The organism is Bacillus sp. BB081 (genome assembly GCF_008368895.1).
Taxonomy (GTDB): Bacteria; Bacillota; Bacilli; order Bacillales; family Bacillaceae_G; genus Bacillus_A; species Bacillus_A wiedmannii.
On sequence record NZ_QOZX01000014.1, the window covers coordinates 21,838 to 41,872 of the forward strand.

21 protein-coding genes, 1 riboswitch and 1 other annotated feature are annotated in these 20,035 nt (G+C 36.2%); of the genes, 12 read left to right on the plus strand and 9 right to left on the minus strand.

Features of this window, described 5'->3' with window-relative positions; genetic code table 11:
* Nucleotides 1-5: 5 nt before the first annotated feature.
* A complete protein-coding gene (locus tag DN394_RS06575; RefSeq protein ID WP_000445824.1) occupies nucleotides 6-452 on the minus strand; it encodes a MarR family winged helix-turn-helix transcriptional regulator in 447 nt (148 codons plus the stop codon).
* Nucleotides 453-524: 72 nt separating this feature from the next.
* Nucleotides 525-1,304 carry a GDSL-type esterase/lipase family protein gene (locus DN394_RS06580; protein ID WP_000755845.1) on the minus strand — a complete coding sequence of 260 codons (780 nt, stop codon included), beginning with the start codon at nucleotides 1,302-1,304 and terminating at the stop codon, nucleotides 525-527.
* A 362-nt stretch (nucleotides 1,305-1,666) separates the two neighbouring features.
* On the opposite strand from DN394_RS06580, the gene cpdB reads away from it, so the two are divergent.
* The gene (gene cpdB / locus DN394_RS06585; RefSeq protein WP_149293685.1) at nucleotides 1,667-4,051 is read left to right on the plus strand and encodes a bifunctional 2',3'-cyclic-nucleotide 2'-phosphodiesterase/3'-nucleotidase; all 2,385 of its coding nucleotides are present in this window, start codon (nucleotides 1,667-1,669) and stop codon (nucleotides 4,049-4,051) included.
* A gap of 50 nt (nucleotides 4,052-4,101) precedes the next feature.
* Here the strand turns inward: cpdB and nhaC are convergent, their stop codons facing one another.
* The gene (gene nhaC / locus DN394_RS06590; protein ID WP_000253739.1) at nucleotides 4,102-5,475 is read right to left on the minus strand and encodes a Na+/H+ antiporter NhaC; all 1,374 of its coding nucleotides are present in this window, start codon (nucleotides 5,473-5,475) and stop codon (nucleotides 4,102-4,104) included.
* Nucleotides 5,476-5,752: 277 nt separating this feature from the next.
* Nucleotides 5,753-5,973 (minus strand) — a binding site (T-box leader).
* A 143-nt stretch (nucleotides 5,974-6,116) separates the two neighbouring features.
* Here nhaC and DN394_RS06595 point away from each other — a divergent pair.
* From DN394_RS06595 to DN394_RS06630, 8 genes are all read left to right on the plus strand, one after another.
* Nucleotides 6,117-6,473 carry a hypothetical protein gene (locus DN394_RS06595; protein WP_002107756.1) on the plus strand — a complete coding sequence of 119 codons (357 nt, stop codon included), beginning with the start codon at nucleotides 6,117-6,119 and terminating at the stop codon, nucleotides 6,471-6,473.
* 77 nt (nucleotides 6,474-6,550) lie between these two features.
* Entirely contained in the window at nucleotides 6,551-7,984 is a 1,434-nt protein-coding gene (bioA, locus tag DN394_RS06600; protein ID WP_149293686.1) for an adenosylmethionine--8-amino-7-oxononanoate transaminase, read from the plus strand.
* Nucleotides 7,984-8,712 carry a dethiobiotin synthase gene (gene bioD / locus DN394_RS06605; protein WP_001013033.1) on the plus strand — a complete coding sequence of 243 codons (729 nt, stop codon included), beginning with the start codon at nucleotides 7,984-7,986 and terminating at the stop codon, nucleotides 8,710-8,712. Before bioA ends, bioD begins: the two co-directional genes overlap by 1 nt.
* Nucleotides 8,678-9,865: an 8-amino-7-oxononanoate synthase gene (gene bioF / locus DN394_RS06610; RefSeq protein ID WP_001077313.1), complete on the plus strand. Its 1,188-nt coding sequence runs from the start codon at nucleotides 8,678-8,680 to the stop codon at nucleotides 9,863-9,865. The genes bioD and bioF overlap by 35 nt, the downstream gene beginning before the upstream one ends.
* Entirely contained in the window at nucleotides 9,862-10,602 is a 741-nt protein-coding gene (locus tag DN394_RS06615; protein ID WP_000661271.1) for an alpha/beta fold hydrolase, read from the plus strand. The genes bioF and DN394_RS06615 overlap by 4 nt, the downstream gene beginning before the upstream one ends.
* Nucleotides 10,568-11,377: a malonyl-ACP O-methyltransferase BioC gene (gene bioC / locus DN394_RS06620; RefSeq protein ID WP_000608892.1), complete on the plus strand. Its 810-nt coding sequence runs from the start codon at nucleotides 10,568-10,570 to the stop codon at nucleotides 11,375-11,377. Before DN394_RS06615 ends, bioC begins: the two co-directional genes overlap by 35 nt.
* Nucleotide 11,378: 1 nt before the next feature.
* On the plus strand, nucleotides 11,379-12,377 hold the full coding sequence (gene bioB, locus DN394_RS06625; protein WP_000815837.1) for a biotin synthase: 999 nt from the start codon (nucleotides 11,379-11,381) through the stop codon (nucleotides 12,375-12,377).
* A 180-nt stretch (nucleotides 12,378-12,557) separates the two neighbouring features.
* Entirely contained in the window at nucleotides 12,558-12,878 is a 321-nt protein-coding gene (locus tag DN394_RS06630; RefSeq protein WP_000549778.1) for a hypothetical protein, read from the plus strand.
* A gap of 29 nt (nucleotides 12,879-12,907) precedes the next feature.
* On the opposite strand, the gene ribH is transcribed toward DN394_RS06630, so the two are convergent.
* The 5 genes from ribH to DN394_RS06655 form a co-directional block, all read right to left on the minus strand.
* Entirely contained in the window at nucleotides 12,908-13,369 is a 462-nt protein-coding gene (gene ribH / locus DN394_RS06635) for a 6,7-dimethyl-8-ribityllumazine synthase (protein WP_000230900.1), read from the minus strand.
* Nucleotides 13,370-13,387: 18 nt separating this feature from the next.
* Nucleotides 13,388-14,581, minus strand: a complete 1,194-nt coding sequence (gene ribBA, locus DN394_RS06640; protein ID WP_149293687.1) for a bifunctional 3,4-dihydroxy-2-butanone 4-phosphate synthase/GTP cyclohydrolase II — start codon at nucleotides 14,579-14,581, stop codon at nucleotides 13,388-13,390.
* Nucleotides 14,582-14,593: 12 nt separating this feature from the next.
* Nucleotides 14,594-15,238 (minus strand): riboflavin synthase, encoded by a 645-nt coding sequence (gene ribE / locus DN394_RS06645; RefSeq protein WP_000493897.1) that lies wholly within the window; start codon nucleotides 15,236-15,238, stop codon nucleotides 14,594-14,596.
* The gene (gene ribD, locus DN394_RS06650) at nucleotides 15,220-16,332 is read right to left on the minus strand and encodes a bifunctional diaminohydroxyphosphoribosylaminopyrimidine deaminase/5-amino-6-(5-phosphoribosylamino)uracil reductase RibD (protein WP_000131998.1); all 1,113 of its coding nucleotides are present in this window, start codon (nucleotides 16,330-16,332) and stop codon (nucleotides 15,220-15,222) included. The genes ribE and ribD overlap by 19 nt, the downstream gene beginning before the upstream one ends.
* Nucleotides 16,333-16,642: 310 nt before the next feature.
* Nucleotides 16,643-16,786: riboswitch (FMN riboswitch) on the minus strand.
* 188 nt (nucleotides 16,787-16,974) lie between these two features.
* Complete coding sequence (locus tag DN394_RS06655; protein WP_001151582.1) at nucleotides 16,975-17,181, minus strand: CDGSH iron-sulfur domain-containing protein; 207 nt, start codon at nucleotides 17,179-17,181, stop codon at nucleotides 16,975-16,977.
* 139 nt (nucleotides 17,182-17,320) lie between these two features.
* Here DN394_RS06655 and DN394_RS06660 point away from each other — a divergent pair, with 139 nt between their 5' ends.
* Nucleotides 17,321-17,566, plus strand: coding sequence for a DUF2552 family protein (locus tag DN394_RS06660; protein ID WP_000360794.1), 246 nt, complete (start codon nucleotides 17,321-17,323; stop codon nucleotides 17,564-17,566).
* A gap of 10 nt (nucleotides 17,567-17,576) precedes the next feature.
* Here DN394_RS06660 and DN394_RS06665 read toward each other — a convergent pair whose 3' ends face one another.
* Nucleotides 17,577-18,500, minus strand: a complete 924-nt coding sequence (locus DN394_RS06665) for an alpha/beta hydrolase (RefSeq protein ID WP_098091978.1) — start codon at nucleotides 18,498-18,500, stop codon at nucleotides 17,577-17,579.
* An 81-nt stretch (nucleotides 18,501-18,581) separates the two neighbouring features.
* On the opposite strand from DN394_RS06665, the gene DN394_RS06670 reads away from it, so the two are divergent.
* Both DN394_RS06670 and DN394_RS06675 read left to right on the plus strand, forming a co-directional pair.
* Entirely contained in the window at nucleotides 18,582-19,064 is a 483-nt protein-coding gene (locus tag DN394_RS06670) for a GNAT family N-acetyltransferase (protein WP_000262551.1), read from the plus strand.
* A gap of 99 nt (nucleotides 19,065-19,163) precedes the next feature.
* Complete coding sequence (locus DN394_RS06675; RefSeq protein WP_000201337.1) at nucleotides 19,164-20,027, plus strand: LacI family DNA-binding transcriptional regulator; 864 nt, start codon at nucleotides 19,164-19,166, stop codon at nucleotides 20,025-20,027.
* Nucleotides 20,028-20,035: the final 8 nt, after the last annotated feature.

Genomic DNA, 20,035 nt, shown 5'->3' on the forward strand with positions numbered 1-20,035 from the left:
CAGCTTTATGCGTTTGTTTTCAAAATTAAATTTTGAATGGTTTGAAGAGAGTGAATGAGCTTTTCGCGCTCTTCCTCAGATAATGTTTGGAAATTTTCTTTTAATTTGTCTAAAATGAATTGTTGATACTGATTTACTAACAATTTCCCTTCAACTGTTAGGGAAATTAAAATGACCCGTCGATCTTTTTCGCTATAATGACGCTCTATTAGTTCTTCTTGAATCAGTTTGTTTAATAGAGGTGTCATGTTAGGCCGTGAAATCGCTAGCCGCTTGCCGATTTCGGAAACTGCTAATGTGCCATTTTCATGCAGAAGCAGCAATACTTGTGTATGTGATGGCGGCATATGTCTTTGAGAAGAAAATTCTCCAGGAAGCATAAATTTGCGATAAAAAAGAGGCACTAGCGAAAGAAGATGATCAACAATACGTTCCCACTCGCGTGATTCCATATAAAGGCCCCCTTCCACTATCATTGTAACAAAAAAGACATGTTATAAAAATAGAATTGTTTCATGGAAATTTTAATATTTGTAGGCCAACACTTTTTTTGTAAATGAATCGGCAATAATCGCGTAGCCATCATCATTTGGGTGTACTTGGTCAAAGAGTAAATCTTTTTTATCATTTGATATTAATTTACGAATTGGTAAAACGATAGATGGTTGATTTGCTTTTGAAATGGAATAAACGGATTCATTCCAGCCATCTAAAAACATATCTGCATAACTGGCGATGGAGTCATCGAGTTGTAACGGATTATAGAGTTCTGAGAGAATGAGTAAAGCGTTCGGATTTTGATCTCGAACTGTCTTTACAATATTTTTTATATCCGCTTCAAAATGAGCTTTTTCTTTATTTAACATTTTAATACCATCTATAACACCGACATCACGATTTAAACGGAATAAATTATTTCCTCCAATATTAATTGTAATGATATTTGCAGCTTTAATTTTTTGCTTTACATCTTCTGATTGCACTTTTTTAGCGAGACGATCTGTTGTAAGACCGTTTATCCCAAGGTTTTCTACGGTAATTGGTTTATGAATTTGTGCTTCTATTTGTCTAGAAGCTAATTCAGCAAATCCCCCTTGTGTCGATCCATATCCTTTGGCGAGTGAATCACCTAGTACGAGATGATAAAAGGAATCGTTTGTTTGCTTATCAATCCAACTTGGAGTAGATATTTTTTCTGTGTTTTCTTCGGGTTCATTTTGTTTTGTCTCATCGTTCTTTTCAAAATAAGAATAAGAAATGATTAGAAGGAGGAGACAAACAATTGTTAAGATGACTTTTTTCATATATTCATCCTCCTTGTAATTGGTAATTGTATCATATTCAGCAGTATTAACAATGTAAGGGCATATTATATGTTTATGAAAAGTTTACAACAACTTTACAGAAAATTTGTAGAAGTATGTCAAAAAATATTGACGATATGAAAGTACATTATATATGATAATGTCAGATAAGGTGAAATTTTAATGAGTAGGGCTTTATTTCCCACTAATTAAAGTTTCACTAATCGGGCGTTTAAGGGGACTACTCATTAGCGCAGGATGAAATGAAAATCTTGTCTCTAATAGAAGAAAAAAGGTATGTGGTTAGAGGCAAATAGAGGTTTATTTCATTATTTTTGGTAATTGTATAAGGGGGATTTTTTGTGAAAAAGTCAAAAAAAATGCTAGCTGGAGCAACTCTTGCTATTGGTGTAATAGCGCCGCAAGTGTTGCCAACAACAGCTCATGCGGATGAGAATACTGGGGAGAGTACAGTTAAGTTACGAATTCTAGAAACATCAGATATTCACGTTAACTTAATGAATTATGATTATTATCAAACGAAAACAGATAATAAAGTAGGTCTCGTGCAAACGGCAACACTCGTTAATAAAGCACGTGAAGAAGTGAAGAACTCGGTCCTATTTGATGATGGGGATGCATTACAAGGGACGCCGCTTGGAGATTATGTAGCGAATAAAATAAAAAATCAGGAGAATTCTGTTGATCCTAACTATGTCCATCCATTATATCGTGTAATGAATTTAATGAAGTATGACGTCATCTCTCTTGGGAATCATGAATTTAACTATGGTTTAAAGTATTTAAAGGGAGTGATTAGTAAAACAAAAATTCCGGTTATTAACTCGAATGTCTACATAGATGACCACGATAATGATGATACGAACGATAAACATTACTTTGAACCATATCATATTTTTGAAAAAGAAGTAGAGGATGAATCTGGTCAAAAACAAAAAGTGAAAATTGGTGTAATAGGATTTGTTCCGCCTCAAGTTATGAACTGGGATAAAGCGAATTTAGAAGGAGAAGTAAAAGCGAAAGATATTGTTAAAACAGCAAGGGAATTAGTACCGAAATTGAAAGATGAAGAACATGCAGATATTGTCGTTGCACTAGCTCATTCAGGCGTTGATAAGAGTGGATACAGTGTTGATATGGAAAACGCATCGTATTATTTAACGGAAGTTCCTGGCGTAGATGCAGTATTAATGGGACATTCACATACTGAAGTGCAGGATATATTTAATGGTGTTCCAGTTGTAATGCCTGGCGTTTTTGGCAGTAATTTAGGTATTATTGATATGCAATTGAAAAAGGTAAACGGAAAATGGGAAGTACAAAAAAAGGATCAACCTAAGCCAGAACTTCGTAAGATTGCTGATAGTAAAGGGAATCCATTAGTACAGTCGGATCAAAAATTAGTTAATGAAATTAAAGATGAACATGAAAAGACAATCGAATATGTAAATACACCTGTAGGTAAAACGAAAGCACCAATTAATAGTTATTTTTCATTAGTACAAGATGATCCTTCCGTACAAATTGTGACAAATGCACAAAAATGGTATGTAGAACAAGAACTTAAAAAACCAGAGTACGAAAAGATTAAAGATATTCCTGTTTTATCTGCAGGTGCACCATTTAAAGCAGGTGGCCGAAACGGTGCTGCATATTATACGGATATTCCAGCTGGAACGTTAGCAATTAAAAACGTTGCAGATTTATATGTATATCCGAATACGTTATATGCTGTAAAAGTAAACGGAGCGCAAGTGAAAGAATGGCTTGAAATGTCGGCAGGTCAGTTTAATCAAATTAATCCTAAACCAAAAGGAAAAATTGAACAGCAATTGGTGAATACAGGATATCCTACATATAACTTTGATATTATAGATGGTTTAAAATATGAAATTGATGTAACACAACCGGCGAAATACGATAAAGATGGAAAAGTTGTAAATGCAAATACGAATCGTATTGTAAATATGACATATGAAGGTAAGCCAGTAGCTGATGATCAAGAGTTTATCGTTGCTACAAATAATTATCGCGGTAGCAGTAAAACGTTCCCTGGTGTAAGTGAAGGAGAAGTTATTTACCAATCGCAAGATGAAACACGTCAAATCATAGTGAAATATATGCAAGAAACACCGGCTATTAATCCGACAGCCGATCAAAATTGGACATTTAAACCGATTGTTGCAGATAAATTAATTACAACATTTGATTCTTCACCAAAAGCAAAAGAGTATATAAAGAAAGATGGAAAGATATCATATGTTGGACCATCTGAAAATGAATTTGCTAAATATGCAATTGATATAACGAAGAAGAACGATGATGATAAGGAAACTGGTGGAGAGAATCCAACGACACCGCCAACAGGTGAAGGGAATAATGGAGGAAATCCAACCGATGAAGGGAAGAATGGAAGAAATCCAACGACACCACCAACAGGTGAAGGAAATAATGGAGGAAATCCAACGACACCACCAACAGGTGAAGGGAATAATGGAGGAAATCCAACGACACCGCCAACAGATGAAGGTAAAAATGCAGGATCTGGACAAACTACAACGGATAATCAAAACTCAAAAGAAACAACAACAACTGTAAGTGAAAAGAAAGAAGAACGTGATTTACCGAAAACAGGTACAAGTGTTGCTTCTACAATTGGAGCAGGCTTGGCGTTTGTTGGAGCGGGATTACTTCTGTTATTTAGAAGAAAGAAAGCAAATAGATAGTCGAGAAATATAAAAAAGGATTACCGATTCAGGTAATCCTTTTTAGTATATTATGAAACTGTTACTGCTTTTTCTTTCTTCCATGAAAGGCCAAATCCAGTAAAGCCGACGATAATCGTTAAGACTGGGCAAGCTAAACAGAAAATTGCGTATGGCAGGTAATCAAATGTTGGAACGCTAAGGACGTTTGTTAAGAATACACCACTTACACCCCATGGTACGAGTGGGTTAATAACTGTACCTGCATCTTCTAATACGCGTGATAAATTACGACGCTCTAAACCAACTTCATCGTATTTATTAGCAAATGCTTGTCCTGTTAAAACGATGGATAAGTACTGCTCACCAAGTAAGAAGTTTACACCAATTGCAGTTGAAGCAGTAGAAATAATTAAGCGTGTACTATTTTTTACAAAGCTAGAGATGATATTCATGAGCTGCGTGATAATACCCATTCCTTGTAATAATCCTCCCATACAAAGTGCTAGGAAAATAAGTGCAATCGACATCATCATGCTTTGTAGACCACCGCGAGATAGTAAGCTATCAATATCTTTAATACCAGTTTTAGAAACGTAGCCGTCTTGCATAATTTTCATTAAATCAGCTAAAGAAGTGCTAGGTTTAAAAATAAAGAGAATAATAATTCCTACCACAATTCCTGCAAGCAATGTTGGAACTGCTGGAACTTTTTTAAATGCAAATAGGAACAGTAATAAAATTGGAATAAGTGTAACGATAGAAATCGTTGCATTTTTCTCTAATGTGCTAATAAAGTTTGTGAAGTCAACGTCTCCGCTCGTACCGCTTCCTAAAATGAAAAATGCGATAAAAGCAATGATGAAAGCTGGAACTGTTGTCCAAAGCATGTTACGAATATGCTCAAATAAATCTACACCCGTAACAGCAGGAGCTAAGTTTGTTGTATCAGATAAAGGAGACATTTTATCTCCAAAGAATGCGCCAGAAATAATTGCACCAGCGATTAGAGCCGGATCGTATCCGAGAGCACTACCCATACCCATAAAGGCAAGTCCTACAGTTGCAGCAGTTGTAAAGGCGCTACCGATACTTGTTCCAACAATTGCACAAACTACAAAAACAGTTGGAACGAAAATTTTAGGAGATACAATCTGGAAGCCGTATACCATTAAAGTTGGAATTGTTCCAGCAGCGATCCAAACACTAATTAATACGCCTACCAGTAAGAAAATAAAAATAGATGGAATACCAGCTGAAATACTACTGATCATCCCTTTTTCCATAGTAGACCAAGAGATTTTTTTCATAAATCCAAATGCTAATAAAAGAACGATACCAAATAAAATTGGGATGTGTGGTGAAACTTCTAATTGGATAACACTAAAGCCAATACAGAAAAAGATAAATAATGTTAAAAGAACAGATTCAATTTTTGAAACCATTGTTTTTCCCTCCTAAGTAATCTAAAATAGCTCTTTTTTATATAAAATTCGCCAATATTGTGTATTTCCTTCTAAATTTTAGAATTTTGTGACAAATTACTGGTAATTGTTGATCCTTCAATATGATACGGAAATGATTGGATAAAAAAACGTCCCTGCATATAATTATGCAGGGACGAAGAAATCGCGGTACCACCCTAGCTTGTGAAATGAATGTATCACAAAATAAAGGGTCGTATGATATGCGCTAATAAAATAAAAACGCCCCTGCAATATATGCAGGGACGAAAAATTCGCGGTACCACCCTAAATTGTGAAACAGTTTCGTTTCACCACTCTTTAGATATAACGGTCTATAACCGTCTTTCACTACTCCTTACGTTTCGCAAAAGAAGCTCCAGGGGGTAATTCATAATTCGCTCTGTACTGGTTCGCACCGACCACCAGCTCTCTGAAATCAGAAATCGAAATACTACTAAATCCTATCAATGCCGATTCATATGATGTTAGTTAAATTTTTATCACATTTTCATCTTATATGTCAATAAAAATGTTCAATATTTTTTTAGGGAAATAAAGGTTAAATATTTTTAATGTTCTAAATTTGTACGTTATAATGAATTTGAAAGGGGAGGAAAAGAGTGAAGAAAAAAATAATTCTTTTTACCACCTTACTAGTCATTGGCGGAAGTGCTGGAATTTACACAGCTTTTGCAGCTGAATCAGAGCAGTCAAAACAAAGTCAAACAAAGCAGTCAGAAGTGAAGAAAGTAAAAGAAATAGAAGAGAAGAAATCGATGGAAAAAGCAGCTGAAAAACTAGGGGTTTCTACTGAAGGGAAAACAAAAGAAGAGGTTAAGAAAGAAGTAAATACTGCAAGATTTGAAAAACGTCACGATCTATTAATTGAACATGCAAAACAACTTGGAATTGATACAGAAGGAAAAAAAGATGAAGAGATTATTTTAGAAATTGGAAAGATACAACACGGAAAGTAGAGCAACTTATCATACGATAAGTTGTTCTTTTTTAAGAACTATTTGATTTAAAAATAATTGACAGTCTTTTGGATTTAATGTTAACTATATTTATAAACAAGTTAACATTAGGGGTGACAATTGTGACTGTTAATAGTAATACGACTGAAAAATCGTCTTATACATATGAAGAGTTATCGGAAAAAAATAAAGCCTATGTATGGCACCCATTTACACAAATGAAGGATTATTTAGAAGAAGATCCTGTCATTATTGAACGCGGAGAGAGAAGAAAGCTATACGATGTAAATGGAAATGAATATTGGGACGGTGTTTCGTCTATTTGGTTAAATGTTCATGGACATCAAGTACCGGAACTAGATGAAGCAATTCGTGAGCAATTAAATAAAATTGCTCATTCTACTATGCTAGGACTTGCTAACGTTCCATCTATTTTATTAGCAGAAAAAATAATTGAAGTTGTGCCAGAAGGTTTGAAGAAAGTATTCTATTCAGACTCTGGTTCTAGCGCCGTTGAAATTGCAATTAAGATGGCCTTTCAATATTGGCAGCATAAAGGAAAACCGAAGAAACAAAGATTTGTTACATTAAAAGAAGCATATCACGGTGATACAATTGGAGCTGTTTCAGTAGGAGCGATAGACTTGTTTCACCAAGTGTATAGTTCACTTTTATTTGAGGCAATTAAAATGCCTTATCCATATACATATCGTTCTCCTTACGGAAATAATAAGGAGGAAATTGTGAAAAAACATTTAGAAGAAATGGAAGAGCTGCTGAAAGATAAACATGAAGAAATTGCAGCAATTATTGTAGAACCTTTAATGCAAGGTGCTGGTGGTATGATTACAATGCCAAAAGGATACTTAAGAGGACTACGTAATTTATGTACAAAATATAATGTTTTATTTATTACAGATGAGGTAGCGACTGGATTTGGGCGTACCGGGAAAATGTTTGCATGTGAACATGAAAATGTAACGCCGGACATTTTAACCGCCGGAAAAGGTTTAACAGGTGGATATTTACCAATTGCAATCACCGTAACGACAGATGAAATTTATAATGCCTTTTTAGGAGGATATGAAGAACAAAAAACATTTTTCCATGGTCATAGTTATACAGGGAACCCGTTAGGGTGTGCGGTAGCAATTGCGAATCTAGAACTATACGAAAAAACAAATTTAATAGAAGAAGTAGCACGTAAGACAGAATATGTGGCGACGCAATTAGAATCGCTCTTTGCATATAAACATGTAGGGGATATTCGTCAGTGCGGGTTAATGGTTGGAATTGAACTTGTGAAGAATAAGGAAACGAAAGAAGCGTTTGAATGGACAGAGAGAGTCGGTGTTCAAGTGTGTAAACGCTCAAGAGAGCTGGGCATGATTTTACGGCCACTCGGCAATACAATTGTATTTATGCCTCCTCTTGCTTCTACAATTGATGAGATTGATGATATGTTACATATTTTGTATAAAGCAATCTCGGATGTTACGGAGGGAGAATAATGAACGGTTTTTTTGTAACAGCAACGGATACTGAAGTGGGGAAAACTGTAGTTGCCGGTGCATTAGCAGGTGTATTTAGAGAATTGGGATATAACATCGGGGTATATAAACCGTTGCAAAGTGGACATGTTGCATCAAATCCAGAGGGAGATGCAGCAAGGTTAAAAGCATTATCAGGTGTACCAACAAAAGAAAATGAAATTTGTCCTTATTCTATTGAAGAGCCTCTTGCTCCGAGACTTGCCATGAAAAGAGCTGGAAGAGTAGTACATTTAAAAGACATTACTGATCATTATAATGAACTATTGAAAGAGTTTAATAGCCTATTTGTAGAAGGAGCAGGTGGACTGGCTGTTCCATATACAGAAGACGCTTTAGTAATTGATTTCGCAAAGGAATTACAGCTTCCTCTTATTATAGTCGCACGCCCTACATTAGGAACAGTAAATCATACAGTTTTAACGATTGCTTATGCAAAGGCACAGGGCTTAACAGTAGCAGGTATAATTTTATCAGGCTGCAAAGAATGTGAAATGGAAAGAGTACAAGAAAATAAAGAAATGATTGAAGAGCTAAGTGGGGTACCGGTTTTAGGGTTATTACCATTCTTTGAAGGTGCGTTTACAAAAGAAGAAGTCTTGGAATCTGCAAAAGAGTATATAATGATTTCAAAATTAGAGGAGTTTATCCGAAATGAATCAAACGTGGCGCACACATCTTCAATCTAAATTGCAACAATTAAATGAGCAAGGGCAGTATCGCAATTTGCATGTAACAGAACAAGCAGAAGAGACATGGCTTATTCGAGATGAAAAAAGGATGTTAAATTTAGCGTCAAATAATTATTTAGGGTTAGCTGGAGATGAGAGGTTAAAAGAAGCTGCTATTGCATGCACAAGAAAATATGGAACTGGGGCGACGGCATCAAGGCTCGTTGTAGGAAATTATTCACTGTATGAAGAGGTTGAGAGAAGTATATGCGATTGGAAAGGCACTGAAAAAGCCTTAGTTGTAAATAGCGGATATACCGCAAATATTGGAGTGATTTCTTCATTAGCCTGTCGTCACGACATTGTGTTTAGTGACAAATTAAATCACGCAAGCATCGTTGATGGAATTATATTAAGCGGAGCAGAGCATAAAAGGTATCGTCATAATGATTTAGAGCATTTAGAGAAGCTGTTGCAAGTAGCACCGCCAAAAAAGAAGAAATTAATCGTAACAGATACTGTTTTTAGTATGGACGGTGATACTGCATATTTAAGAGATTTAGTGCAAATGAAAGAGAAATATGGAGCAATGATTATAGTTGATGAAGCACATGCGAGTGGGATATATGGAATTGATGGAGCAGGATTGTCCCATATAGAAAAAAATATTGCTCAAAATATTGATATACATATGGGGACATTTAGCAAGGCTTTAGGGTGTTATGGTGCGTATTTGACAGGTGATGCAATGTATATAGAGTATTTACAAAATATGATGAGAAGCTTTATTTTTACTACTGCTTTACCACCAGGAATGTTAGGGGCGGTACAAAAAGCAATTGAAATTGTGAGAGAAGATAATGAAAGAAGAGAGAGACTTATAGAGAATGGAGCATATTTTAGGACACATTTGCAAGAAGCTGGTTTTGATATTGGGAATAGCTCAACTCATATTGTACCGATTGTAGTCGGTTCAAATGAAACAGCTTTACGGTTTAGTAAAAGGTTGCAAGAGGTAGGTATTGCAGCAATTGCAATTCGTCCACCAACGGTTCCAGTTAATAGTTCACGGGTCCGTTTTGCGGTTACGTCCCAACATACAATAGCTGATTTGAAATGGGCTATTCAGCATATTATACGCATTGGTAAAGAAGAGGGGTTTTTCGTATGAAAGAGCTAAAGATTATTTTTATTCCTGGGTGGGGAATGGAAGAAGGTGTTTGGACTTTAGTTCTGCCGTATTTTAAAGGATATTCTGTTCAATGTATCAATTGGCGTAATGTGAAAGAACAAAGTGAATTTGCGGGGCGAATAATAGATGTAGCAAAAGATGAAAATGTAATTTTAGTTGGATGGTCACTAGGAGCGTTAGCAGCAGTTCAAGCTCATAAAAAGGTTAAGGCAAAAGGTATCGTACTAATTGGTGGTACTGCCAAATTTACAAATACGAGCGATTATACGAGTGGATGGAATACTCTGCATGTAGAACGGCTAAAAAAGAATGTAGCGAGAAAGAAAGAAGATACGCTCAAGCGGTTTTATGAAAATATGTTTACAAAGGATGAGCTGAAAGAGAATACAAGGTTTGAAGATATGATAAAACGCTTTAAAGGTGATTCTATTCAGTCTTTGCAATTAGGTTTGAAGTATTTAATAGAAGCAGATATGAGAGAAGAACTGAAAGAAATTAAAGTCCCTATACTACTTATTCACGGAGAGCAGGATGTAATTTGTCCATTGTCTGCAGCACGTAGTATGTCTGAGAATGAGACTGCCACGCTCAAGATAGTAAGTGAGGCTGGACACGCATTATGTGTAACGAATTTCGAATATTGCGGAAATGAGATAATTCAATTTGTAGAGGGGATACGACATGATCAACAAAACGTTACTACAAAAACGGTTTAACGCGGCAGCTGTATCCTACGATCAATATGCAAATGTACAAAAAAAGATGGCACATTCATTACTTTCTACATTGAATCGGCGATATAGTGCAAATTCATCGATACGTATTTTAGAACTTGGATGCGGGACAGGATATGTTACAGAGCAATTATCAAACTTATTTCCGAAAGCACATATTACAGCCATTGATTTTGCTGAAAGTATGATTGCAGTTGCGAAAACTAGACAAAATGTGAAAAATGTAACGTTTTACTGTGAGGATATCGAAAGATTACGACTAGAAGAAACATATGATGTCATTATTTCAAATGCCACATTTCAATGGCTAAATGATTTAAAACAAGTGATAAGAAATTTATTTCATCATTTGTCTATAGATGGGATATTACTCTTTTCAACGTTTGGACATGAAACATTTCAAGAATTGCATGCTTCGTTCCAGCGGGCGAAAGAAGAAAAAAATATACAAAATGAAACATCGATTGGGCAACGTTTTTATTCGAAAAATCAGTTGCGCCATATGTGTGAAATAGAAACAGGGGATGTGCATGTTTCTGAAACATGTTACATAGAGAGATTTACAGAAGTTAGGGAGTTTCTACACTCTATTCGAAAAGTAGGAGCGACCAATAGTAATGAAGAATCATATTGTCAAAGTCCCTCACTCTTTCGTGCGATGCTTCGCATATACGAAAGAGACTTCACGGAAAATGAAGGGATAATGGCGACGTATCATGCTTTATTTATGCATATAACAAAAGAGGGGAAGAGATGAAATGAAACAAGTACAAACAAAAAGGGATTGGAAAAAACTTGCACATGACGTAGTAGAAGAGAAAATGATTACGAAAGAGGATGCGATTGCGATATTAGAAGCTGATGATACAGAAGTGTTAGAAATTATGAATGCAGCTTACATCATTCGCCATCATCACTTTGGTAAGAAAGTAAAATTGAATATGATTATTAATACGAAATCTGGATTATGTCCTGAAGATTGCGGATATTGTTCACAGTCTATTATTTCAGAGGCGCCGATTGATAAATATGCATGGCTAACGCAGGAAAAGATTGTAGAAGGAGCACACGAAGCAATTCGCCGTAAAGCAGGTACATATTGTATTGTGGCATCTGGTCGTCGTCCGACGGATAAAGAGGTGAATCACGTAATTGGAGCAGTTAAGGAGATTCGTGAAACGACAGATTTAAAGATTTGTTGTTGTTTAGGTTTCTTAAACGAAGATCAAGCAGGACGTTTAGCAGACGCGGGTGTACATCGTTATAACCACAACTTAAATACACATGCAAATAATTACGAAAGCATTTGCTCCACTCATACGTATGACGATCGTGTTGATACAGTTCAAAAAGCAAAACAAGCGGGCATTTCACCATGCTCTGGGGCAATTTTTGGAATGGGGGAGACAATAGAAGAACGTGCTGAAATTGCATTTGAATTACAACGTATAGATGCAGATTCAATTCCATGTAATTTCCTTGTTGCTGTAAAGGGTACGCCGCTTGAAGGACAAAAAGAATTAACGCCGGTAGAATGTTTAAAAGTGCTGGCGATGATGCGTTTTGTAAACCCAACGAAAGAAATTCGCATTTCAGGGGGACGTGAAATCAATTTACGTTCTGTACAGCCAATCGGTTTATTTGCAGCAAACTCTATTTTTGTCGGAGATTATTTAACGACAGCTGGACAAGAACCGACTGCAGACTGGGGTATGATTGAAGATTTAGGGTTTGAGATTGAAGAATGTGCATTATAAGATAGATAAAAAGCAAACTTGTAAAAGAGTTTGCTTTTTTGTAAATAAAATGTAATAAATAGTTGTGAAAGCTTGATACTATTGGTTTTTGAGCAAAAAAAAGAATTTTGGTGGACGAATTTTCCAAGCCCCAATTGTACATAGTAAATATGTAATTTATATTGGGTTGGAGGATTTTACATGCACAAATATATATTAGCGATTATGACTTGTCTAATTTTACTAAAAGCAATAAGTGCTGATCCAGTTAAGGCCGCCGAAAATCCTGAACAAAAAGAGATGCAACAACGAATTGAACAACATTTTCGAACGAAAGCTGAACATTTTGGATTGAAAACAGAAGGAAAAGACTTAAAGGAAGTGCGAAAAGAAATTACTATTATAGAAGAGGCGAAGAAAAGAGAGAATGTATGGAGAACAGCACAAACGCTTCGTATACAAACAGAAGGAAAAACAATGGATGAATTAATAAAAGATGTACGGAAAAAAGTAAAAAAATAAAAAAGAGGCCGCAGCCTCTTTTTTATTTTTTATGCCCATTGTTTTGATAAATGAGCCATTTCAATCGCAGCAACGGCGGATTCATAGCCTTTATTACCAGCTTTCGTGCCCGCGCGTTCAATCGCCTGCTCGATCGTTTCAGTCGTTAATACACCGAAAATAACTGGGATGTCTGTTTGTAGTGATAAAGATGCAACTCCTTTTGCTACTTCATTACAAACGTAATCGTAATGTGTTGTAGCACCACGAATTACAGTACCTAACGTAATAACAGCATCATACTTCCCGCTATTAGCCATCTTTTTAGCGATTAAAGGAATTTCAAATGCGCCAGGAACCCAAGCAACATCGATATCAGTTTCTTCTACACCGTGACGCTTTAATCCATCTAAAGCTCCGCCGAGTAACTTACTTGTAATAAATTCATTAAAACGTCCAACAACAACCCCAACTTTTAATCCTGTACCAACTAAATGACCTTCGAATACCATAATGAATCTCTCCTTTTATTATAAGTTTAGTAAATGTCCTAATTTGTTTACTTTCGTTTGTAAATACGTTTTATTCTCTTCTTTTGTTGGCATTTGCAATGGAACACGCTCGATTACTTCTAAATCGTAACCTTGTAAGCCAGCAATTTTTCGCGGGTTATTCGTTAATAATCGTAACTGTTGTAAACCTAAATCTTTTAAAATTTGAGCGCCAATACCGTAATCACGCAAATCAGCTGGGAATCCAAGTTTTTCGTTTGCTTCTACCGTATCGAATCCTTCTTCTTGTAACTTATAAGCGCGAAGCTTATTAAGAAGGCCGATGCCTCGTCCTTCTTGTCTCATATAAAGAAGAACGCCTTTTCCTTCACGTTCAATTTGAGCAAGTGCAGCATGGAGTTGTGGTCCGCAATCACAGCGGCATGAGCCAAATACATCTCCTGTTAAGCACTCTGAATGAACGCGTACAAGTACAGGCTCTCCTGTTGAAATATCACCTTTTACGAGTGCGATATGCTCTTTCGTATCTAATGAATTAGAATAGCCAATTGCATGGAAAGTACCGAAATCTGTAGGTAATGTAATTTCCACTTCTCGCGTCACTAGTGTTTCATGGTGGCGGCGATAAGCAATTAAATCTTCTATTGTAATCATTTTTATATCAAATTGTTTTGCGCACTGTAGTAAATCAGGTACGCGAGCCATCGTACCGTCCTCATTGATAATCTCACAAATGACTCCAGCTGGTTCTGCTCCGCAAAGCTGTGCTAAATCGACGGCAGCTTCTGTATGACCAGCACGGCGCAAGACACCGCCTTCTTTCGCAATTAATGGAAAGATATGTCCAGGACGATTGAAATCAGCACCTTTTGATGCAAGGTTTAATAATTCTTGTATCGTAGTTGCCCGTTCGTGAGCGCTAATCCCTGTTGTTGTAGAAACATGATCAATACTCACTGTAAATGCAGTATGATGCGAATCTGTATTATGAGCTACCATTGGTTCTAATTGTAGACGTTCTGCGTATTCTTCCGTAATCGGTACACAAACGAGACCACGCCCATGTGTAATCATAAAGTTAATCGTTTCTGGCGTAATATACTCTGCTAAAGCGATAAAGTCGCCTTCATTTTCACGGTTTTCATCATCGCATACGATAACGACTTTTCCTTGTTTTAAATCTTCTAGAGCTTCTTCAATACGATGAAACATAATGCTTCCCCCTTATAGAAATCCGTTTTCTTGTAAAAAGCTTTCGCTCATTGAACCTGTTCGTTTTACAGGTTTAGAAATAAAGCGTTCGATATATTTACCGATCATGTCACACTCAATGTTTACGATGTCACCGGCATTCTTTGCTCCGATAACAGATTCGCTTACTGTGTGCGGGATGAGTGAGATTGTGATGGAAGATTTGTCTATATCAAATATTGTTAAACTCGTTCCATCAACAGCAACGGATCCTTTATGCAAACAATAGCGCAGCAATTCATCAGCAATAGCTATTTTGTAATAGACGGCATTATAGTGTTGTTTTTTGTTTAATATCGTTCCGATGCCATCAATATGTCCTGAAACGAAATGTCCACCGAATCGTCCGTTTGCAGCTATCGCCCGCTCTAAATTTACTTTAGAGTGTTGTTTAAGCATGCGAAGTGATGTTGATTGCATCGTTTCAGGCATTGCGTCCACTGTGAATGAAGTTGTTGTGAAACTCGTTACAGTTAAGCAAATACCGTTAACCGCGATACTATCACCTAAGTGAACATCTGATAAAATATTATTTGCATGGATCGTTAACTTCATCGCTTCTCCGCTTTGATGCATGTTTGCAATCGTTCCTAATTCTTCTACAATTCCTGTAAACATTCCGTCACCTCACTTCGGGCATTCGCAACGATTTTTATATCATCACCAACTTGTTTCATCTCTTGAATTTCCAAGGAAAGTGCATCATGTAATGCTGCGAAACCATTTCCCCCAAATAAAGTAGGGGCATCTTTCCCGCCAATTAATTTGGGGCTTATATAAGTTACAATTTCATTGAGATGCTTTGTTTGTAAGAAGCTTGCGTGAACTGTTTGACCACCTTCAACGAATAGAGAAAGAATTTGCTTCTCTCCAAGAAAGAAAAGGAGGTCCTTGATTTCTATATGTTTTGTTTTCATTTGGAATATAGCTATATTTTCAGATTCATAAGAAGCTATTTTCTCTTTATTTACATCCTTACCGACAATAATCCATGTCGGTGCTAAACCATCTGTTATGACATGAGAAGATGGTGGCGTTCGTAAATGGGTATCTAAAATAACACGAATAGGATTTTTACCCCCGTTAGGAATTCTTGTCGTTAAATGCGGATTATCAGCTATAACTGTATTCACTCCAACGAGAATCGCATCATGTGTATGACGATATTGGTGAACATCAGCTCGTGCTTCTTCACCTGTAATCCACTTACTTTCACCCGTGACAGTTGCTGTTTTTCCATCTAAGCTCATCGCTGTTTTTATTGTTACAAATGGACGCTTCGTTTTCATGTAGTGAAAAAAGAAACGATTTAATAAGGTGGCTTCTGTTTCAAGAACACCGGTAGCTACCTCGATGCCAGCTTCTTCTAATCTCCTTTTTCCAGTACCAGAAACGAGAGGATTGCAATCAAGAGTAGCAATTACAACCCGTTTGACTCCTTTTTTGATGAGCAATTCACAGCAAGGTGGTGTTTTTCCAAAATGGCTACACGGTTCAAGTGTTACATAAACGGTGGCTCCTTTTGCTTTTTCACCAGCCATATGAAGCGCGTGAACTTCTGCGTGTTCTTCACCAGCACGTAAATGAGCACCAATACCGACGATGTTTCCTTCTTTTACAACAACAGCACCAACCATAGGATTTGGACTTGTTTGTCCAGATGTCCCTTCTGCTAACTGCAGGGCAATCCTCATATATTCTTGATCTGTCATTCTCTTCACCTCTCCTGAAAAAATCAAAAAACCCCAAGGATTTTATATCCTTGGGGTTTGGGAGACGTGATTTCTAGAAATATAGTTCGAATACGAAAGTACAGGAAAGAAACCTAACGATGATTGGTATTTTTGCATAAGGAAAAATACTAGCAAAAATATCGGATTTTTCAAACGCTAGTCGTATCTTTTTATTTCAGTATAGAAACATAAGTATACAAAATAAAACATATATAAAGATTCAAAACGAAACTTTAAAAATATGCATACTGAAATAAAAGTGTATTCGCTATATAAAATTACTAGAAAACATATCCTTCTCCCATCCAGACTATACTGTCGGCCCTAGAGTTTCACTAGATCCACCGTTTTCGAGTTGAAAACGGGTCACGGACTTAGAAGTTTGCACTTCATCACCGCCGGTTGGGAATTTCACCCGACCCCGAAGGATGTTGTTTGCTCAAATTATAGCACAAAAAAAATAAAAGGCTAGAAAAAAATATTCGAATGTGAAGAATTGTGTGAAAATATATGTAAGTTGGAATGAGGACAAAAGTACGAGGAATGTTGTAAGGAAAAGGGGGACGAGAGTTAATGAAAAGAAAAAACATGCACAAAAAAATGTGCATGTCACATGTGAAATTATTCTGCCTCTGGTGCTCTAACGACAGACTCGAATTTCCCTTTATGCGAAGCATCGCAATAAGGCATATTTTTTGATAAACCACAACGGCATAAAGAAAATGCCGGTTTTGCTGGGAATACATTCCCTTGTGAATCGACTAATTCCACGTCCCCTGTAACGCGAAAAGAGCCATTATCATTTACTTTAATTTGTACTTTCGCCAACGCCATCCCTCCTTCCCAAACGCTTAATTTCATCATATAATTAAGAGAAGTACTTGACAATATAAAGTGAGCACTTTCTTTGGGAGAGAAGAGAGTGTTATAATGTTTTTTATAACTGACTAGAGTAAGGTGACGAGAGATGGATAAACAATTACATACATTACGAAACATTGCAAATGAGCGCACGTGGGCATCATTTTTGAATGATAATCATCCATATAGTTTGTTACATTGGTCCATTGCAGGTGTAGGGCAAGAGGCAAAGGATGTTTGGTTACTTCAAGATGAAGTAACATTTCAAACGACAGAATTTCCAACGTTAGATGATGCAATGCAATGGATTTCTGTAAATATGGAACAAGTTACAGACGTTTTAGCGCAATAAAAAAACAGGCTTATGCAAGCCTGTTTTTTGTTTCTTTTACATATGAGTTTAAAAATTGATCAACGGCTGCTTCATACTCTTCTTTATTTTCGTTATAAGAGCAAGCGTGTGCACCGCGTTCTGCAATATAAAGTTGTTTATTGTTTTCTTTTGCTTCATATAGTGATTTCGTCATATCAGCTAAAATATAATCATCCTCTTTACTATGAATAAAGAGGACGGGATTATTAATATTTTTTATACAATCGATTGGTGAAACTTCGCGAATCGTATAACCGTCACGTACTTTTAAAAAAGCATTTGCTAAAGGTAATAAAGGCCATTTAGGTAAATGGAATTCAACCTTTAAACGGTGTTGTAATTGCCCGTAGAAATCAGAAAAAGGACAATCTGCAATATAGAAATCAGCACCATCTTCTACAAGTCCTGCGTATTGAAGAAGTGTTGCAGCTCCCATAGATTCACCATGAATACCGAGTGTTATATTTGTTCCAAAGCGACTTTTTAGCCAGTCAACTACAGATTTTAAATCATGTTTTTCATAGTATCCATAGCTTGTTGTTTTTCCGCCAGTTTTACCATGACGACGATGATCATAAATAACGACATTATACCCTCTGTTTAAAAATAACCTTGCATATTTTACAGAGTTCATTTTATTTACAGTTACGCCGTGACAAAAAATCATAAACTTATTGGAATGACTAGCAGGAATGTAATATCCGTGAAGATCATATCCGAATTGCGAAGGAATATGAATTTCTTCTTTATGAAGAGCATCAAAATCCTCTAAACGAAAATGTTTTTTCGTTTCTCTTTCGAGTACTTCTTCCTCTGTTTTTTTCTTTAAGTACATCACTTTATTTGTAAAGAAAATCCCAAGGGCAGTTATCGCACCTAGTATAGTAAACAATGCTGCAAAAAAACGTTTCATACTTTACCTCATCCTCCAAATACCGTTACATGTGATACACTTACATTGTATCACAATGATAGAAAAGGGGAGAAATAGGAAATGGTGTATATACAAAAAATTACGCCAGCGATGAAAGAAACAATCCGAATGTTCATGTGTGAGAACTGGGGGAGTTCATTGATGGTTTCACGTGGTAAGGGGCATCAGTTAGAAGAGTTGCCAGGATTTGTTGCGCTCTCGGATGACAGAATAATCGGAATTATAACGTATGAAGTGACCGGAAATATGTGTGAAATTGTATCGTTAGATAGCTTTGAAGAAAGAAAAGGAATAGGGACGAAACTTGTAGATTGTGTATTACAAGTTGCAGAAGAAGAACGGTGCGGGCGGGTTTGGCTCATAACAACAAATGATAATATGAATGCGTTACGTTTTTACCAAAAACGTAATTTTATGATGACTAATTTATATGTGAATGCAGTGGAAGAGGCACGAAAAATAAAGAAAGAAATTCCGCGTATCGGATATGATAACATCCCAATTTTACATGAAATACAGTTGGAGTATCGTTTAATAAACTGATGTAACAATTTTCAGAAATATAAGTTATTAACCTTGACGAATATTGTAATTTAGGTTACCGTAAAATTGTAATCTATTACCATATTAAGGGGTGACGATGTGGCAACTATACGTGATGTTGCAAAATTGGCAGGTGTTTCAGTCGCAACCGTTTCACGAGTTATTAATGAAAAAGGATACGTTCATGAGGACACAGTAAAACAAGTAAAGGAAGCAATTGAGGAATTACGTTATAGGCCAAATAATGCAGCAAAGCCATTATTTAAAGAGAATTCAACGATAATTGCATTACTTGTAGATAATCTATATGACCTATCAAACATCACTTTGCTACATTGTATTGAGGAAATAGCATATAAAGAAGGATATCAAATCATTGTTTGTAATATAGAGAATAAAGATAGATACATATATATGTTGAAGGAAAATAACGTTGCAGGTGTTATTTTAACAAGATCCGTTTTTAAAAGTATAGGAGAAATTCCACTTCCGTTTGTTGTGATTGATGAAAAAAAATCCCATGCAAATTATTATGAAAGTGGACAAAGAACGGTTTCTTTATTAAAAGAAAAAGGCTGTCAATTTCTTGCTTATTTCGATGAGGGAGAAGATAGTGAAGAAATGGAAGAGCACATATCAGGATTTTTAGACGCTGTTTGGGAGGAAGGGATCTCTTATCGAGAAGTATGTGTACAAGGGTATACGAATAAACAGTTTATTACATTCTTACAAACTTACCCGTATATAGATGGAATTGTAACTTCAAGTGAAAAGGTTACTTTTGAGTTAATTCAAGCAGCGAAAAATTTCAATATCCGTATACCGGATAAGTTGAAAATTATCGGACCGAACGGGAGCATAGACAGTGAATGGATAGGCTCGTCACTCATGAAAATTGAAAGTTGCGCCGAAGAAAATGGGAAAATAGCTTTACAACAATTAAAAGAAAAAATAAAAAAGTAAAAGGTGCG

Coding starts and splice junctions, on each gene's coding strand:
- DN394_RS06575 (WP_000445824.1), bottom strand. CDS start 452: ATGGAATCACGCGAGTGGGAACGTATTGTTGATCATCTTCTTTCGCTA.
- DN394_RS06580 (WP_000755845.1), bottom strand. CDS start 1,304: ATGAAAAAAGTCATCTTAACAATTGTTTGTCTCCTCCTTCTAATCATT.
- nhaC (WP_000253739.1), bottom strand. CDS start 5,475: ATGGTTTCAAAAATTGAATCTGTTCTTTTAACATTATTTATCTTTTTC.
- bioA (WP_149293686.1), top strand. CDS start 6,551: ATGTTAACTATATTTATAAACAAGTTAACATTAGGGGTGACAATTGTG.
- bioD (WP_001013033.1), top strand. CDS start 7,984: ATGAACGGTTTTTTTGTAACAGCAACGGATACTGAAGTGGGGAAAACT.
- bioF (WP_001077313.1), top strand. CDS start 8,678: ATGAATCAAACGTGGCGCACACATCTTCAATCTAAATTGCAACAATTA.
- DN394_RS06615 (WP_000661271.1), top strand. CDS start 9,862: ATGAAAGAGCTAAAGATTATTTTTATTCCTGGGTGGGGAATGGAAGAA.
- bioC (WP_000608892.1), top strand. CDS start 10,568: ATGATCAACAAAACGTTACTACAAAAACGGTTTAACGCGGCAGCTGTA.
- bioB (WP_000815837.1), top strand. CDS start 11,379: ATGAAACAAGTACAAACAAAAAGGGATTGGAAAAAACTTGCACATGAC.
- DN394_RS06630 (WP_000549778.1), top strand. CDS start 12,558: ATGCACAAATATATATTAGCGATTATGACTTGTCTAATTTTACTAAAA.
- ribH (WP_000230900.1), bottom strand. CDS start 13,369: ATGGTATTCGAAGGTCATTTAGTTGGTACAGGATTAAAAGTTGGGGTT.
- ribBA (WP_149293687.1), bottom strand. CDS start 14,581: ATGTTTCATCGTATTGAAGAAGCTCTAGAAGATTTAAAACAAGGAAAA.
- ribE (WP_000493897.1), bottom strand. CDS start 15,238: ATGTTTACAGGAATTGTAGAAGAATTAGGAACGATTGCAAACATGCAT.
- ribD (WP_000131998.1), bottom strand. CDS start 16,332: ATGACAGATCAAGAATATATGAGGATTGCCCTGCAGTTAGCAGAAGGG.
- DN394_RS06660 (WP_000360794.1), top strand. CDS start 17,321: ATGGATAAACAATTACATACATTACGAAACATTGCAAATGAGCGCACG.
- DN394_RS06665 (WP_098091978.1), bottom strand. CDS start 18,500: ATGAAACGTTTTTTTGCAGCATTGTTTACTATACTAGGTGCGATAACT.
- DN394_RS06670 (WP_000262551.1), top strand. CDS start 18,582: ATGGTGTATATACAAAAAATTACGCCAGCGATGAAAGAAACAATCCGA.